At 58.9% G+C, this 14,594-nt stretch carries 13 protein-coding genes; 4 read left to right on the forward strand and 9 right to left on the reverse strand.

Annotation, left to right across the window (positions count from 1 at the left end):
• The first annotated feature begins 237 nt into the window (after nt 1–237).
• Complete coding sequence (locus AC4ANE_RS06175; protein WP_002555119.1) at nt 238–591, forward strand: BON domain-containing protein; 354 nt, start codon at nt 238–240, stop codon at nt 589–591.
• 138 nt (nt 592–729) lie between these two features.
• Here the strand turns inward: AC4ANE_RS06175 and AC4ANE_RS06180 are convergent, their stop codons facing one another.
• The 3 genes from AC4ANE_RS06180 to AC4ANE_RS06190 all read right to left on the reverse strand — a co-directional run bounded on the left by AC4ANE_RS06180 (nt 730) and on the right by AC4ANE_RS06190 (nt 5,197).
• Nucleotides 730–1,125, reverse strand: coding sequence for a DUF2845 domain-containing protein (locus AC4ANE_RS06180; protein WP_044423936.1), 396 nt, complete (start codon nt 1,123–1,125; stop codon nt 730–732).
• Complete coding sequence (locus AC4ANE_RS06185) at nt 1,085–4,057, reverse strand: DUF748 domain-containing protein (RefSeq protein WP_002555117.1); 2,973 nt, start codon at nt 4,055–4,057, stop codon at nt 1,085–1,087. The genes AC4ANE_RS06180 and AC4ANE_RS06185 overlap by 41 nt, the downstream gene beginning before the upstream one ends.
• Before the next feature lie 123 nt (nt 4,058–4,180).
• Nucleotides 4,181–5,197, reverse strand: a complete 1,017-nt coding sequence (locus AC4ANE_RS06190; RefSeq protein WP_002555116.1) for a class I SAM-dependent rRNA methyltransferase — start codon at nt 5,195–5,197, stop codon at nt 4,181–4,183.
• A gap of 157 nt (nt 5,198–5,354) precedes the next feature.
• Between AC4ANE_RS06190 and AC4ANE_RS06195 the strand changes: the two genes are divergently transcribed.
• Together AC4ANE_RS06195 and AC4ANE_RS06200 are read left to right on the forward strand one after the other, a co-directional pair.
• The gene (locus AC4ANE_RS06195) at nt 5,355–6,929 is read left to right on the forward strand and encodes an alkaline phosphatase D family protein (RefSeq protein ID WP_002555115.1); all 1,575 of its coding nucleotides are present in this window, start codon (nt 5,355–5,357) and stop codon (nt 6,927–6,929) included.
• Between the two features lie 105 nt (nt 6,930–7,034).
• The gene (locus AC4ANE_RS06200; RefSeq protein ID WP_002555114.1) at nt 7,035–7,976 is read left to right on the forward strand and encodes an AEC family transporter; all 942 of its coding nucleotides are present in this window, start codon (nt 7,035–7,037) and stop codon (nt 7,974–7,976) included.
• Here AC4ANE_RS06200 and AC4ANE_RS06205 read toward each other — a convergent pair.
• The 6 genes from AC4ANE_RS06205 to gatC form a co-directional block, all read right to left on the reverse strand.
• Nucleotides 7,973–8,356, reverse strand: a complete 384-nt coding sequence (locus tag AC4ANE_RS06205) for a carboxymuconolactone decarboxylase family protein (RefSeq protein ID WP_005733046.1) — start codon at nt 8,354–8,356, stop codon at nt 7,973–7,975. The genes AC4ANE_RS06200 and AC4ANE_RS06205 overlap by 4 nt on opposite strands.
• 31 nt (nt 8,357–8,387) lie before the next feature.
• On the reverse strand, nt 8,388–9,419 hold the full coding sequence (locus tag AC4ANE_RS06210) for a calcium/sodium antiporter (protein WP_002555112.1): 1,032 nt from the start codon (nt 9,417–9,419) through the stop codon (nt 8,388–8,390).
• A gap of 77 nt (nt 9,420–9,496) precedes the next feature.
• The gene (locus AC4ANE_RS06215; protein WP_002555111.1) at nt 9,497–9,865 is read right to left on the reverse strand and encodes a septal ring lytic transglycosylase RlpA family protein; all 369 of its coding nucleotides are present in this window, start codon (nt 9,863–9,865) and stop codon (nt 9,497–9,499) included.
• A 267-nt stretch (nt 9,866–10,132) separates the two neighbouring features.
• Nucleotides 10,133–11,578, reverse strand: a complete 1,446-nt coding sequence (gatB, locus tag AC4ANE_RS06220; protein WP_002555110.1) for an Asp-tRNA(Asn)/Glu-tRNA(Gln) amidotransferase subunit GatB — start codon at nt 11,576–11,578, stop codon at nt 10,133–10,135.
• A gap of 10 nt (nt 11,579–11,588) precedes the next feature.
• Nucleotides 11,589–13,040, reverse strand: coding sequence for an Asp-tRNA(Asn)/Glu-tRNA(Gln) amidotransferase subunit GatA (gene gatA, locus AC4ANE_RS06225; protein ID WP_004666201.1), 1,452 nt, complete (start codon nt 13,038–13,040; stop codon nt 11,589–11,591).
• A gap of 14 nt (nt 13,041–13,054) precedes the next feature.
• Entirely contained in the window at nt 13,055–13,342 is a 288-nt protein-coding gene (gene gatC, locus AC4ANE_RS06230) for an Asp-tRNA(Asn)/Glu-tRNA(Gln) amidotransferase subunit GatC (RefSeq protein WP_002555109.1), read from the reverse strand.
• A gap of 205 nt (nt 13,343–13,547) precedes the next feature.
• Between gatC and mreB the strand changes: the two genes are divergently transcribed.
• Nucleotides 13,548–14,585 (forward strand): rod shape-determining protein MreB, encoded by a 1,038-nt coding sequence (gene mreB, locus AC4ANE_RS06235; RefSeq protein WP_002555108.1) that lies wholly within the window; start codon nt 13,548–13,550, stop codon nt 14,583–14,585.
• The last annotated feature ends 9 nt before the right edge of the window (nt 14,586–14,594 follow it).

Genomic DNA, 14,594 nt, shown 5'->3' on the forward strand with positions numbered 1-14,594 from the left:
GCGCAATTAGAGGGTTACAAGCGGGGCATGCAAACTGCTCGGTATAAACATGCATCTTGCAAGCACAATAAGTGAGGAACGGGCAAACTGCACGACCCGGCTAAAAATGAAAAAACTCAACTATATGATTTTAAAGGATTTTTAGTATATTTGGTTTTTGGCACACCGCTTGCGATATACCTGTTAACCCTGCCACCACACGCTGGTGCAGATTTCGAGAAAAACAGGAGTTATCGTATGAAGAAGTTCGCTATTGCCGCTGCTACCGCTACTGCCCTGACTCTGACCATGGCCAACGCTGCTTTCGCACAGACCTCGGCCCAAGCGCCAATGGTTCTGGCAGCCAACACCACTACTCAAGAAGTCAAAGAAGATACTTCTGACACTTGGATCACCACCAAGGTCAAAGCTGACCTGCTGACCGAGAAAGGCATCCCAGGTTCGGACATCAAGGTTGAGACCAACAAAGGTGTGGTTTCCCTGTCCTCCATGGTAAAAGTTACCGAAGCTCAGAAAAACACCGCCGTCGCTATCACCAAGAAAATCAAAGGTGTTAAAGACGTATCGGCTGCTGGCCTGAAAGCCGAGTAATCGAATACTGCCCATGAACAGCCGCAGTCATTGATTGATGGAAAGTTCATGCGAGGCTGCAAGGATGTAGCCATTAAAGGCCCCGACTGAAGAGTCGGGGCCTTTTCTATGGCGGTGACAAACAGACGCTTGGGAGAGTCAGGTGCGACGCTTGCTTTCAATCCTCACCAGGCGACCCCCTTCGAAGCGCAGGTACTGATACATGCCGTTATCAGGTCCGTAGATCCATTTATCAGGTCCGTAGATCCATTCCTCGATTCTCACGGCTTCGGACCTTCGGTAGTTACTATTGAAGGTCTCCTGAGTGCCCAGCACTTCCTGGCTTACGGACTCTCCGCATTTCTGCTGCACTTCGAATGCCCGGTCCCCCGTGCTGACCAGCTGGTTGCCGCAGCGCAGCGTTGACGTGGCATATGAAGAGGCAGTAACTGACCCGGCCATAGCGGCAAGGGTCAGGTTGATCAGCAGTTTGATTCGGGTACGTGCCAAGGCTTCATTCACTGTCGAGGTGGAGGGGGCTGATGACTTTACCATCTGGCTGGGCCTGACCCAGGCGGGCATCGACGAAGTACACACGAGCGTCTTCCAGCTTGCCCTTGTCTACCAGGTAGTCCTTGATGCTGCTGGCTCTGCCCTGGCCCAGCTCACGCAGCAATACCTCATTGCTGCTCCAGAACTTGAGCACGGCGGCACGCATCTGGTTTGCACGTTGTTCCTTGCCCAGGTTTGCCCATTCGGCAGGCGGTTGCTGTTTCAGGCGTGTGCGGTAGATACCTTCAAGCATAGGAGCTTTTTCATCCTCAGGGACCTGTATCAAACCGGCTCTGGCTGGAACCTTGTCGCCGCGTCGCTGGAGGATCTTGTAATAGGTGTACTGGTATTCCCGCTCCAGCCGCTGTTGGGCAATCAGAGGACCGTCACTGCTTGCAGCGCTGGTGCCTTCGATCTCCAGCTTCAGGTCCGGGCGCTCCTTGAGCGCCACCGAGAGCTTGTCCAGGGCGCTTTGCGCCTCGGCCGACAAATCACTGGAGCCCGGCGCGAAACTCACGCTGCCGAGATCCTCGGAGCTTCCACCGGCGACCAGCCCGCCGAGCATCTTGAACGGAGCCTGCGCAGCACGCAGCACAAGATTGCGCAGGGTTTGCCAGACAATTGGCATCACGCTGAACTGCGGGTTGTTCAGATCGCCCTCGATCGGCAGCTCCAGGGAAATTCGTCCCTGCGTATCCTTGAGCAGCGCGACCGCCAGACGGATAGGCAGGTCCAGCGCATCCGGGCTGTCGACACGCTCACCCAGTTGCAACTGTTCAACCAGCACCTTGTTCTGCGCCTTGAGCTGACCTTTGGTGATCAAGTAGTGCAGATCGAGATTGAGCCTGCCCTTGCGGATTCTGAAACCGGCGAACTTGCCGGAATAAGGGGTCAGATTGGTCAGCTCGACACGCTTGAAGCTGGTGGTGATATCCAGGCTGGCCATCGGGTCGAAAGGGTTGAGGCTGCCTTTGATGGTCACAGGCGCGTAGCGATCGACCTTGCCCTGGATGTCCACGGGTGCCGGTGTCGCCTTGCGGTTGTCGATGGTGCCGATACGACCATTGAGCTGCTGCACGGCGGTGGCAAAGTTGGGGGTCAGGGTCATGTCGGCAAAGTTTGCCGAGCCATCCATGATATTCACTTCGCCGACGTAAATCGCCAGAGGGTTATCTGCCTTGGCCTTGGGCTGTGTTCTGGCTGTTTTTGGCTGCGATGCGGTCTTGTCATCAGGCTGCGGAATCAGCAGATCGTCGACATTGGTGGTCCGGTCTTCATTTATCATGAAGCGTGCGTAAGGCTGATCCATGTTGACTTTGGCAATCGAAAGGCCCGTGCCGTGCTGGTAGTCCAGCCCTTCGAGTTGCAGTTGCTGCCACTTCAGGAAGTCGCGCTGTTTGAGCGTGTCGAGTGTGTGAAGCTGATTGACCTGTGCTTTGCCGGTAACGCTGAACGCCAGCGGTTCGGTGCTTTTCAGGTTGACCGCCAGATCGCTGCCCAGCATGCCGCTGCGCATTTCCAGACGAATGAACGGGCTGATGTAGGCTTGGGCGAGGCGCAGGTCGATGTCGCGGGTAGTTACGTTAAGTTGTGCACTGACCGGGTTGAGGTTCACATCGCCGGCTGCAGTGAGGTTGCCCTGTTTGCCCAGCCCGGTATCAAGCTTGAGCGTGAAGGGGGATTTGTTAAGGCTGTCGAAATTCTGGATGTCCAGATTCAGCGGGCCAACATCCAGAGCAACAGGCTCTTGAGGTACGCGATCTGCCAGATGGACCATGTAATTGCGCAACTGCACATCTCGCAGCAGCACCTGCCATGGTGTGCTTTGCGTGGCGGGCTTGGCGCTGGCTTTGGCAGAGGCGTCGGTCGTGGGTGCCGGTTCAGCCGCCTTGTCGTCCACGGCCGGTGTTTGCGGTGCCGCTGGCTTGCCCAGCTGGCTGGCAAACAGCTTTTGCCAGTCCAGTTGCCCGTCGGCTTCGCGCGCTGCCCAGGTTTCCAGTTTCTGGCTGCGGATCTTGCCTACGGTCACCAGCTGCTTTGCCAGATCGACTGATGTTTCGCTCACGTCCAGGCGTTGCAGGCGTACCAGAGGGCGACCGTCTGGCGTGTTCAACGCGAAGGGCGCGACACTGGCCGACACATTGGTCAACTTCAGCTCGGTTTCCTTGGCCAGATTGAGTGTGTATGCCGTGCTGAAATTCAGCACGCCGTCCTCAAGCGCCAGCGGCAACGCATCACGCACGTAAGGCCACCACAGCTTCATCTTGCTGTCGGTGACTTTCAGCGTCCCTTCCGAGGTGATCGGTATCAGGCTGATACGCCCGACCCAGTCGATCTGCCCGCCATCCGGACCTGCCGCGACCAGCGTCATGTCGGCATTGTCTTCGGGTAATGTGCTGAGGTTCTTGAGTTCGAAATTGAGTGTGTCGTAGAGAAATTCGATGGGCTGGCTTGGGCGCATATCCTGAAAGTGAACATAGCCATCGGCCAGTTTTATTTCGTCGATACGCAGCGGGAACGGCTTGCCGGGTGGTTCGTCCTTGGCAGGTTCGCTGGCTGGCAGCTTGAACAGTTGCGCCAGATTGAGCTTGCCTTGCTTGTCGAACAACAGCTCGGTCTTGGGTTTGATCAGCTCGATGCGTTGCAGGTGCAGGGCCCGTGTCCACAGGCTGTCGATTTGCAGGTTGGCATAAAGCTTTTCAAACGCGACCTGTTCCTTGCCCGGTGTGCCGATGTTCAGGCCCCAGAGCGTCAGCTCCAGCGTGTAGGGATTGAATTCCAGGCGTTCAAGCTTCGCCGGCACGGTGGCGTAATTGGCCAATTGCTGATTGGCGATCCGCAGAGCGACACCGGGAAGAATGAAGAACCCCAGCAAGCTGTAGAGCACGATCACAGTCAGCAAGGAGCCAAGTGTGCGTTTCAATCCTCTGGACATGGGCAGCGGCGTCTCTCTCTTTTGGAAGCCCTTGGAGTATGGCATGCCTGTTCGGTTCCCAAGGCACTGCCGTCGCCGCTCGTAGGAACTTTCCGATAGTGCTTTGCGATACCAGCCGCCGGATCAGAGTTGCAGGATCAGCGTTTTCAGGGGTGGCTGATTATCCAGAGACGGGAAGTCCTTGGCAGGAAGCATCTCCTGGCAGTCGCGTACCGGGCGTCCAGCCTTGGTGGCACAGCGTAATACCTGCTCACGCCAGTCCTGCATGCTGACCTTCGCAAGGTTGTTGCAGCAGATCAGCACGCCGCCGTCTGCCGTCGTCAACAGCGCCGGCTTGAGCAGGCTTTGATAGTCGCGCAACAGGTCAACGGTGCCGAACGCACTTTTGGCCCAGGCAGGTGGGTCAAGCAGGACCAGATCATACTGGCGCTGTTGCAGCTTCATGTAGCTGGGCAATTGTTGGCTACGCCGCGCTGCAATCGGCAGCCCCGCCAGTTGGCGGATTGCCGGAAAATAATCCGACTGGATGAACTGCATGGGTGGCAGTTGCGGGTTAAGCGCACCATTCTCTCGACCCACGGCCAGATTACCCTCGGCGAAGTCCAGATTGCACACCTCGCTCGCGCCACCGGCCGCAGCGCTGAGACCGACGCCGCAAGTATAGGCGAACAGGTTCAGCACGCTTTTGTCGGCGCTGTGCTGTTTGACCCAGCCACGCGTGTTGCGCAGGTCCAGAAACAACAACGGGTCCTGGCCTGCATGTCGGCCACGGACCCGATAGTTGAGCCCCCACTCATGCCCGATATGGTCGGCCAGCGCCGCTTCGTCAGCCTTGTAGACCGTATCCTGGCGATCCACGCGTGAGTTGCCTTGCGAGCGATCGTTATAGACCAGCAGCGTTTCCAGGCCCAGTCGTGTGTTGACTTGCTCGTGCAGCGCAAGCAATGCATCGCGATCCAGGCGGGTGTGGAAGCTTTGTACCAGCAACTGCGGGCCGTAGCGGTCGATGGTCAGCCCGCTGGCGCCTTCCTGACTTCCGTGAAACAGCCGATAGCAGTCCGTGCCCTGCTGATGCAGTTCGCCCAGCAACGATTGACGATTATCGAGGGCGACGCTGAGCGCCTGATTCAAGGAAGACATGCTAAGCGCCTCGGGCTGGAATAAGGCGCGGGAGTTTAACAGCTAGCGGGCGCTGAAGGTTTTTGGCGTCAGGTGCGTTATTCCGGCCCTGTGTTGTCATACAGCGCCAACATTCCCCTGCTACGGTACTTTTTTGCCTGTCAGCGAGGGGATAACCGTGAGCCAGTTCGATCTCAAGCGTCGCCGTGTCATCCAGGCCGTGGGGGCCGGTTTGCTGTTGCCGGGGCTTGCGCCTGCGGTGATCGCTTCGGTGCAGGACCGCCCGAAAATGGTCGATGGTGTGCAGTCCGGAGATGTGCTCGGCGACAAGGCCATGGTCTGGAGCCGCAGCGACCGGCCTTCACGGATGGTGGTCGAATGGGACACACGCAGTATGTTTACTCAGCCACGGCGCGTGGTCTCGGCGCTCGCCGATCCGCGTACCGACTTCACCGCGCGGGTCGAGTTGAGCGGGCTGCCGGTCGATCAGGCGATTTTCTACCGCGTCTCGTTCGAGGATGCTCAGAGCGGTGTCGCCAGCGAGCCCTGGTTCGGCCATCTGCGCAGCACGCCCCAACAGCGTCGTGACATCCGCTTCGTCTGGAGTGGCGACACGGTGGGGCAGGGCTTCGGTATCAACCCTGACGTTGGTGGCATGCGTATCTATGAGGCGATGCGCTTGCGCTTGCCGGACTTTTTTATCCACAGCGGTGACACCATTTACGCCGACGGGCCAGTGCCCGAGCAGATCACCACGGAAGGCGGGCGGATCTGGCGCAACCTGACCACCGAAGCGAAAAGCAAGGTGGCGGAGACCCTCGACGAGTACCGAGGCAATTACCGCTATAACCTGATGGATGAAAATCTGCGCCGCTTCAACGCAGAAGTGCCGCAGATCTGGCAATGGGATGACCACGAAGTCACCAACAACTGGTCGCCCAGCAAGCAGCTTGATGAGCGTTACAAGGTCAAGGATATCCAGCTGCTGTCCTCGCGTGCCCGCCAGGCTTATCTGGAGTACGCGCCGCTGCGCTTGCAGCAAGCCGAAAATGGCGGACGCATTTATCGCAAGATTCCCTACGGTCCGATGCTCGACGTTTTTGTCCTCGATATGCGCAGCTACCGCGACGGCAATGATGCCAATCTGGCCGAAAAACCGGGTCCGACCACCGCATTTCTTGGTCGTGAGCAACTTGACTGGCTCAAGCGCGAACTCAATGCGTCGCGCGCGCAATGGAAGGTCATTGCTGCTGACATGCCCATCGGCCTTGGCGTACCGGATGGCGAGGTGAGCCCCGGTGTGGCGCGCTGGGAAGCCATCGCCAACGGCAATGACGGACCGGCGCTTGGCCGCGAGCTGGAGGTTGCCGAATTGCTGGCGTACCTGCGCGCGCAGAAGATTCGCGACTGTGTCTGGCTGACGGCCGATGTCCATTATTGCGCCGCGCATCATTACCAGCCGGATCGTGCCGTGTTTCAGGACTTCGACCCGTTCTGGGAATTCGTCGCCGGGCCGCTGAATGCGGGCAGCTTCGGTCCCAATGTACTGGACAAGACGTTCGGTCCGGAACTGGTGTTCCAGAAGGCGCCCCCTGCACAGAACACCTCGCCTTTTGCGGGTTATCAGTTCTTTGGCGAAGTGAATATCGACGGGCAGACCGGCGAGATGTCTGTTGCCCTGCGCGATCTTGATGGCGTTTCAGTGTTCGAGCGCAAATTGCAGCCGACCGTGGAGATTAGCCGCATTGTCTGACAGAGAATCGGGGTTGTTCAGGTAACCCTTTCGGAAATTCCTTGCAACATGCTTGTCATGTGTGGCCTATCATGAGCTACCTAACGACGGGACCGGGTGTGTTGCATGCTGGCTATTTTTCTCCAAACCCTGAACATCACCGCCCCGGTGTTTGCCATGCTGTTTCTGGGCGTATTGCTCAAACGCATCGGTGCTATCAACGACGGGTTTATCGTCGCGGCTTCCGGGCTGGTGTTCAACGTCACGATGCCTGCGCTGCTGTTTCTGGGCATCATTCACGCTGATTTGCGCGCGGCTCTGCAACCCGGACTGCTCATCTTTTTCAGTGTCGCGACGCTACTGAGTTTCGCATTCGCCTGGGGCTGGGCGATCTGGCGCTGCCCGCAAGAAGAGCGTGGCGTTTACGTTCAGGGCGCGTTCCGTGGCAACAACGGGGTAATCGGCCTGGCGCTGGCGGCGAGCATGTACGGCCCTTATGGCATTTCGTTGGGGGCGATTCTGGCCGCGCTGGTCATCGTCTTCTACAACACGTTGTCGACAATTGTGCTGGCGGTTTACAGCCCGGTGATCAAGTCCGACCCCTGGAGCGTGTTCAAAAGTGTGCTGGCCAACCCGCTGATCATCAGCGTCATCATCGCATCGCCTTTCGCTTACTTCAGCATAGGCCTGCCCAGGTGGCTGGAGACGTCCGGCAGTTATCTGGCGCAAATGACCCTGCCGCTGGCGCTGATCTGCATCGGCGGCACGCTGTCGCTGGCCTCGCTGCGTAAAAGTGGCAGTCTGGCGATCAGTGCCAGCGTCATGAAAATGATCACGCTGCCGCTGCTCTGCACGCTGGCCGCCTGGCTGGTCGGTTTTCGCGGCGCGGAACTGGGCATTCTGTTCCTTTACTTCGCGAGCCCGACGGCCGCTGCCAGCTACATCATGGCGCGCACCGCCAACGGCAACTACGAACTGGCCGCCGCGATCATCGTCATCACCACACTGGCCGCAGCGGTCACCACCAACGTGGGAATTTTCATTCTGCAATGGGGCGGCTGGATCTAGTCCGGCTTGACGTAGCTGTCGATGACTTCCTGTGCTGCACGGAACGCGTCGATGGCTGCTGGCACGCCGGCATAGACCGCGCAGTGCAGCAGCGCCTCGCGAATTTCCTCCACCGTGCAACCGTTGTTCAGTGCTCCACGAACATGGCCCTTTAGCTCTTGCGGGCATTTCAGGGCGGTGAGGGTGGCCAGGGTGATCAGGCTGCGGGTTTTCAGCGGCAAACCCTCACGACTCCAGACGCTGCCCCAGGCGTGCTCGTTGACGAAGTCCTGCAGCGGCTGGCTGAACTCGGTTGCGTTACCCAGCGCACGGTCGACGTAGACATCGCCCATTACCTGACGACGGATCTGCTCGCCTTCGCTGATTGTCTTGTCTGTCATGGCATTCCCCTTGTATCGATGCGGATTGAGGTCAGTGCTGGCGTCGCCAGGCGCGGATCGTGCCCCAGGCAACAACAACGCCGAGCACAGGCAGAACCAGAGTAAGCATTTTTGTCTCGAGCCTTTCGGCCAGTGCCATTCCAGTGCTGATCGCCAGAATATGCAGCCCGTACGTTAGGTACAGCGACAGCAGAAACACCCCTTCCATGCGGTCTATCCGGTAGCCGGAATAGAACAGCGGCACACAAAGCAGCGAAACACCGAGCATGATCGGCAGGTCGAACACCATTGCATTCGGCGAGATCGTCAGCGGCACCGGGGCGAACAGTGCAGTCACTCCCAATACCCCCAGCAGGTTGAACAGATTGCTGCCGATCACATTCCCCACTGCAATATCCCGTTCGCCACGAAACGCCGCGATCAGCGAGGTCATCAGGGCCGGCAGTGAGGTGCCGATGGCGATGATGGTCAGGCCGACGATGCGCTCGGAAAGCCCCAGATGGATGGCGATCACGACCGACGCGTCAACCAGCAAGTGCCCGCCAGCGGTCAGCAGCAGCAAGCCTGCGGCAAGCATGAGGATGCGCGTGAAGGTGCGTGGTTTCTCTGTTGTTTCGGCATGGCCGTGGCGCGGCGTGTGACCGCCCTGGCGGATGATGACAATCAGGCAGACCAGCAAACCTGCAAGCAGCAGTGCACCGTCAAATTTGCTGAATTCGCCGTTCCATGACAGGCCGATGGCCAGCAGGCAGGCACCGATCATCAGCGGAATATCGATGTGCAGCACCTGGCGGGCAACGCGTAACGGGATGATCAGCGCGCATAGGCCAAGAATCACCAGGACATTGAAGATGTTGCCACCGATGACGCTGCCTACGGCGATGTCGGTGTTATCGGCAAACGCAGCTTGCAGGCTTACCGCCATTTGCGGCGCGCTGGTGCCCATCGCCACCACGGTCAGGCCAATGAGCAATGGCCTGACCTTGAAAATCGCCGCCAGATGCACTGCCGCACGCACTGAAAGTTCTGCCCCTATCAGCAGCAATAGCAGGCCGCTGAACATTTGAATGAGCGCGGGGGCGGGCAGGGCCGATAGCTGGAGAATACGAATGTCCTTGTTAGTGTTGAACGGGATTAAGGCTAATCAAGGGCCTGAACACGCACTGGCGCGGTGCCGCTACGTAGCATACCCAGTTGTTCGGCTGCTTCGCGAGAGACATCGATCAATCGACCACGCGTGTGAGGGCCGCGATCATTGATGCGTACGACCACTGACCTGTCGTTGTCCAGGTTAGTGACCTTGACGCGCGTGCCGAATGGCAACTGCCTGTGTGCGGCAGTCAGCGCGTTCTGATTGAAGGGTTCGCCACTGGCTGTGCGATTGCCATGATGGCGGGCACCGTAATAAGCGGCTGTGCCGGTCTCGTCATAACCGTGAGGGTCGATGATGTGATTGGCGCAGCCTGCCAGTAACGTCAGCAGGCTGCAGGCAAAAATAAGGCGGCGCATGGGTTGGGTTCCTGAGTGTCGGAGTAGGTGTGGTTGACTCTCATGCCAATCCTCCATGCTGGCATGCATTTCCTGACGCTCCGCGTCGCAACTCGGTGTCGCAGCGCGCACGCAACAGCGGACGCAGAGCGTCCAGAACTGCATTCCCACGCGGAGCGTGAGGAACGATAGGTGCGCGCGAGAACACCTATCGTGCCAATGCTCCGCGTTGGCATGCATTTCGTGACGCTCCGCGTCACAACTTGGTGTTGCACCGCGTGCTCGGTATCAGCCCTCCAGCTTGGCCTTCAGCAACTCGTTGACCTGCTGCGGGTTGGCCTTGCCTTTGGAGGCTTTCATTGCCTGACCGACGAAGAAACCGAACATCTTGCCGCGCTTGGCTTCATCGGCGGCGCGATATTGTTCGACCTGCTCCGCATTGGCAGCCAGCATCTCGTCGAGCATCGATTCGATGGCACCGCTGTCGGTTACCTGCTTCAGGCCGCGCTTGTCGATGACTTCATCGGCACTGCCTTCGCCATTGGCCATCGCCTCGAAAACCATTTTCGCGATCTTGCCGGAAATGGTGTTGTCGGTGATGCGCTTGAGCATGCCGCCCAGTTGCTCGGCACTGACCGGCGACTGTTCGATTTCCAGGCCCTGTTTGTTCAGCAGGCTGCCCAGTTCGACCATGACCCAGTTGGCGGCCAGCTTGGCGTCACCGCTGATGCTGACCACCTGCTCGAAGTAGTCGGCCTGCTCGCGGCTGGAGGCCAGCACACTGGCATCGTAGGTCGACAGGCCGAACTGGCTCTGGAAACGTTCGCGCTTCTGCGGCGGCAGTTCCGGCAATGTGGCGCGGGTTTCTTCGAGGAACGAATCCTCGATGATCACCGGCAACAGGTCCGGGTCGGGGAAGTAACGGTAGTCGTTGGCTTCCTCCTTGCTGCGCATGGCGCGGGTTTCGTTGGTGTTCGGATCGTACAGGCGGGTCTGCTGGATAACCTTGCCACCGTCTTCGATCAGATCGATCTGGCGCTGGATCTCGCTGTTGATCGCCTTCTCGATGAAGCGGAACGAGTTGACGTTCTTGATCTCGCAACGTGTGCCGAACTCGACCTGGCCCTTCGGGCGAATCGACACGTTGCAGTCGCAACGCAACGAGCCTTCGGCCATATTGCCGTCACAGATGCCCAGATAACGGACAATCGCATGAATGGCTTTTACATAGGCCACGGCTTCCTTGGCACTGCGCATGTCCGGCTCGGAAACGATTTCCAGCAGCGGCGTGCCGGCACGGTTCAGGTCGATACCGGTCATGCCCTGGAAGTCTTCGTGCAGGCTTTTGCCTGCATCTTCCTCAAGGTGCGCGCGGGTGATGCCGATGCGCTTGACTGTGCCGTCTTCCAGAGTGATGTCCAGGTGGCCCTTGCCGACAATCGGCAGCTCCATCTGGCTGATCTGGTAGCCCTTGGGCAGGTCGGGGTAGAAGTAGTTCTTGCGGGCAAACACGTTGTGCTGGCCGATTTCGGCATCCACCGCCAGGCCGAACTTGACGGCCATGCGCACGGCTTCCTTGTTCAGCACCGGCAGAACGCCGGGCATGCCCAGATCGACGAGGCTGGCCTGGGTGTTGGGCTCGGAGCCGAACGTGGTGGCGCTACCGGAAAAAATCTTTGATTGGGTCGAAAGCTGGGTATGAATCTCCAGCCCGATGACGACTTCCCATTGCATGTGTTTCTCCTCAGAAGCCTTCAGGTGCGCGAGTGTGCCAGTCGGTGACTTGCTGATACTGATGCGCCACATTCAAGAGACGGCCTTCCTGGAAATACGGAGCGAGCAACTGCACGCCGACCGGCAGGCCATCGACAAAGCCTGCGGGCATGGACAAGCCGGGCAGGCCCGCCAGGTTGGCGGTGATGGTGTAGAAGTCTTCCAGGTATTCGGCAATCGGATCGTTGGTCTTGGCGCCGATTTTCCAGGCCGGGTTGGGCGTGGTCGGGCCGAGGATTACGTCGACTTCGGCAAATGCACTCATGAAATCGTTCTTGATCAGGCGACGGATCTTCTGCGCTTGCAGGTAATAAGCGTCGTAGTAGCCCGCCGACAGCGCATAGGCGCCCACCATGATGCGGCGCTGGACTTCCGGGCCAAAGCCTTCAGCGCGGGAACGCTTGTAAAGGTCGGTCAGGTCTTTCGGGTCTTCGCAGCGGTAGCCGAAACGCACGCCGTCGAAGCGCGACAGGTTGGACGAGGCCTCAGCCGGCGCGATGACGTAGTAGGCCGGGATTGCGTGTTGCAGGTTTGGCAGGCTGACTTCCTTGACGACCGCACCGAGTTTTTCCAGCTCCTTGACGCTTTCATGCACCAATTGCGCGATACGCGGGTCCAGGCCTGCGCTGAAATACTCTTTCGGTACGCCAATACGCAGCCCCTTGAGCGAGGTATTGAGGCTGGCGGAGTAGTCCGGAACCGGCTCGTCGATGCTGGTCGAGTCCTGCGGGTCGAAGCCGGCCATGCCTTGCAGCAGCAGTGCGCAATCTTCGGCGGTGCGCGCCATTGGCCCTGCCTGATCGAGGCTTGAAGCGTAGGCGATCATGCCCCAGCGCGAAACACGGCCGTAGGTAGGCTTGAGGCCGGTGAGGTTGGTCAGTGCCGCAGGCTGGCGAATCGAGCCGCCGGTGTCGGTGCCGGTTGCGGCAGGCAGCAGGCGTGCAGCAACCGCCGCTGCCGAACCACCGGAAGAGCCACCGGGCACGCATTGCAGATTCCACGGGTTTTTCACCGCGCCGTAATGGCTGGATTCGTTGGCCGAACCCATGGCGAATTCGTCCATGTTGGTCTTGCCCAGCGTTACCGTGCCTGCCGAAGCCAGTTTCGACACAACCGTGGCGTCGTACGGCGCCTTGAAGTTGTCGAGCATCCGGGAGCCGCAACTGGTACGAATGCCCTGGGTGCAGAACAGGTCCTTGTGCGCCAGCGGGGCGCCGAGCAGCGGGCCGTTCTCACCGGCGGCGCGCCGAGCGTCTGCCGCCTGGGCCTGAGTGATGGCCAGGTCTTCGGTGAGGCTGATGAAGCTGTTGAGCTGCGGGTCGAGCGTCGCGATACGCGACAGCAGAACGCGGGTCAGCTCTTCAGAAGAAAACTTTTTTTCGGCGAGTCCGCGAGCGATCTCGGCCAGAGTCATTTGATGCATGCAGGCGCTTTCCCTTACTCGATGACTTTCGGAACCAGATAGAGGCCGTCTTGGACCGCTGGTGCGATGGCTTGGTAAGTGTCACGACGATTTCGCTCGGTGACGGCGTCTTCGCGCAGGCGCTGGGTGGCTTCCAGCGGATGGGCCAGAGGTTCGATGCCAGTGGTGTCGACCGCTTGCATCTGATCGACCAGTCCGAGAATGCTGTTAAGTGCTTCGGTGGTACGCGGGATATCGGCGTCATTGAGACCCAGTCGGGCCAGATGAGCGATCTTTTCCACGTCGGAGCGTTCAAGCGCCATGGGGTATCTCCAGTGGAATGCTTATGGATTTGCTTTGTTGCCAATTGCGGAACACTATCGCGTTATTACTGTCTCAAGCCGCTAACGTCGAGGGTCATGTTCGGAAAACCGCCAATTTAGCATATTGGCTCCTTGCCCAAAATCCCTGTCGTTGTTAGAGTTTGCCGCACTTTTTTTACCACGCGTTCCCTAGGGTCCCTTTCCCATGTTCAAGAAACTGCGTGGCATGTTTTCCAGTGATCTATCCATCGACCTGGGCACTGCCAACACCCTTATCTACGTGCGTGAGCGCGGTATCGTTCTGAATGAACCCTCTGTCGTTGCAATTCGTACTCACGGCAACCAGAAGAGTGTCGTGGCCGTCGGTACCGAAGCCAAGCGCATGCTGGGCCGTACTCCAGGCAACATCGCAGCCATTCGTCCAATGAAAGACGGCGTTATCGCCGACTTCAGCGTCTGCGAAAAAATGTTGCAGTACTTCATCAACAAGGTCCACGAAAACAGCTTTCTGCAGCCCAGTCCTCGTGTGCTGATCTGCGTTCCGTGCAAATCCACCCAGGTTGAGCGTCGTGCCATTCGCGAATCTGCCCTGGGTGCAGGTGCACGCGAAGTATTCCTAATCGAAGAGCCAATGGCCGCTGCAATCGGTGCCGGTCTGCCGGTGGAAGAAGCTCGCGGTTCGATGGTTGTCGACATCGGCGGCGGCACCACCGAGATCGCGCTGATTTCCCTGAACGGTGTGGTGTATGCCGAATCCGTACGTGTAGGCGGCGACCGTTTCGATGAAGCGATCATCACCTATGTGCGTCGTAACTACGGCAGCCTGATCGGCGAATCCACCGCCGAGCGCATCAAGCAGGAAATCGGTACGGCCTACCCGGGCGGTGAAGTGCGTGAAGTCGACGTCCGCGGCCGCAACCTGGCTGAAGGCGTGCCACGTGCGTTCACCCTGAACTCCAACGAAGTGCTTGAAGCGCTTCAAGAGTCATTGGCGACCATCGTTCAGGCGGTCAAGAGCGCTCTGGAGCAGTCGCCTCCGGAACTGGCCTCGGACATCGCCGAGCGTGGTCTGGTCCTGACCGGTGGCGGTGCATTGCTGCGTGATCTGGACAAATTGCTGGCTCAGGAAACAGGTCTGCCGGTGATCGTTGCCGAAGACCCGCTGACCTGCGTAGCCCGCGGCGGTGGCCGTGCGCTGGAAATGATGGATAAGCACACCATGGATCTGCTCTCCAGCGAGTAATTCGCCGGA

It is taken from the genome of Pseudomonas sp. Pme6b (assembly GCF_058129925.1).

What these genes read in the sequence shown, in the direction of transcription:
- AC4ANE_RS06185 (WP_002555117.1), bottom strand. Translation starts at nt 4,057, where the DNA reads ATGTCCAGAGGATTGAAACGCACACTTGGCTCCTTGCTGACTGTGATC.
- AC4ANE_RS06215 (WP_002555111.1), bottom strand. Translation starts at nt 9,865, where the DNA reads ATGCGCCGCCTTATTTTTGCCTGCAGCCTGCTGACGTTACTGGCAGGC.
- gatA (WP_004666201.1), bottom strand. Translation starts at nt 13,040, where the DNA reads ATGCATCAAATGACTCTGGCCGAGATCGCTCGCGGACTCGCCGAAAAA.
- AC4ANE_RS06180 (WP_044423936.1), bottom strand. Translation starts at nt 1,125, where the DNA reads ATGGTAAAGTCATCAGCCCCCTCCACCTCGACAGTGAATGAAGCCTTG.
- mreB (WP_002555108.1), top strand. Translation starts at nt 13,548, where the DNA reads ATGTTCAAGAAACTGCGTGGCATGTTTTCCAGTGATCTATCCATCGAC.
- AC4ANE_RS06175 (WP_002555119.1), top strand. Translation starts at nt 238, where the DNA reads ATGAAGAAGTTCGCTATTGCCGCTGCTACCGCTACTGCCCTGACTCTG.
- gatB (WP_002555110.1), bottom strand. Translation starts at nt 11,578, where the DNA reads ATGCAATGGGAAGTCGTCATCGGGCTGGAGATTCATACCCAGCTTTCG.
- AC4ANE_RS06210 (WP_002555112.1), bottom strand. Translation starts at nt 9,419, where the DNA reads ATGTTCAGCGGCCTGCTATTGCTGCTGATAGGGGCAGAACTTTCAGTG.
- gatC (WP_002555109.1), bottom strand. Translation starts at nt 13,342, where the DNA reads ATGGCGCTTGAACGCTCCGACGTGGAAAAGATCGCTCATCTGGCCCGA.
- AC4ANE_RS06190 (WP_002555116.1), bottom strand. Translation starts at nt 5,197, where the DNA reads ATGTCTTCCTTGAATCAGGCGCTCAGCGTCGCCCTCGATAATCGTCAA.
- AC4ANE_RS06205 (WP_005733046.1), bottom strand. Translation starts at nt 8,356, where the DNA reads ATGACAGACAAGACAATCAGCGAAGGCGAGCAGATCCGTCGTCAGGTA.
- AC4ANE_RS06200 (WP_002555114.1), top strand. Translation starts at nt 7,035, where the DNA reads ATGCTGGCTATTTTTCTCCAAACCCTGAACATCACCGCCCCGGTGTTT.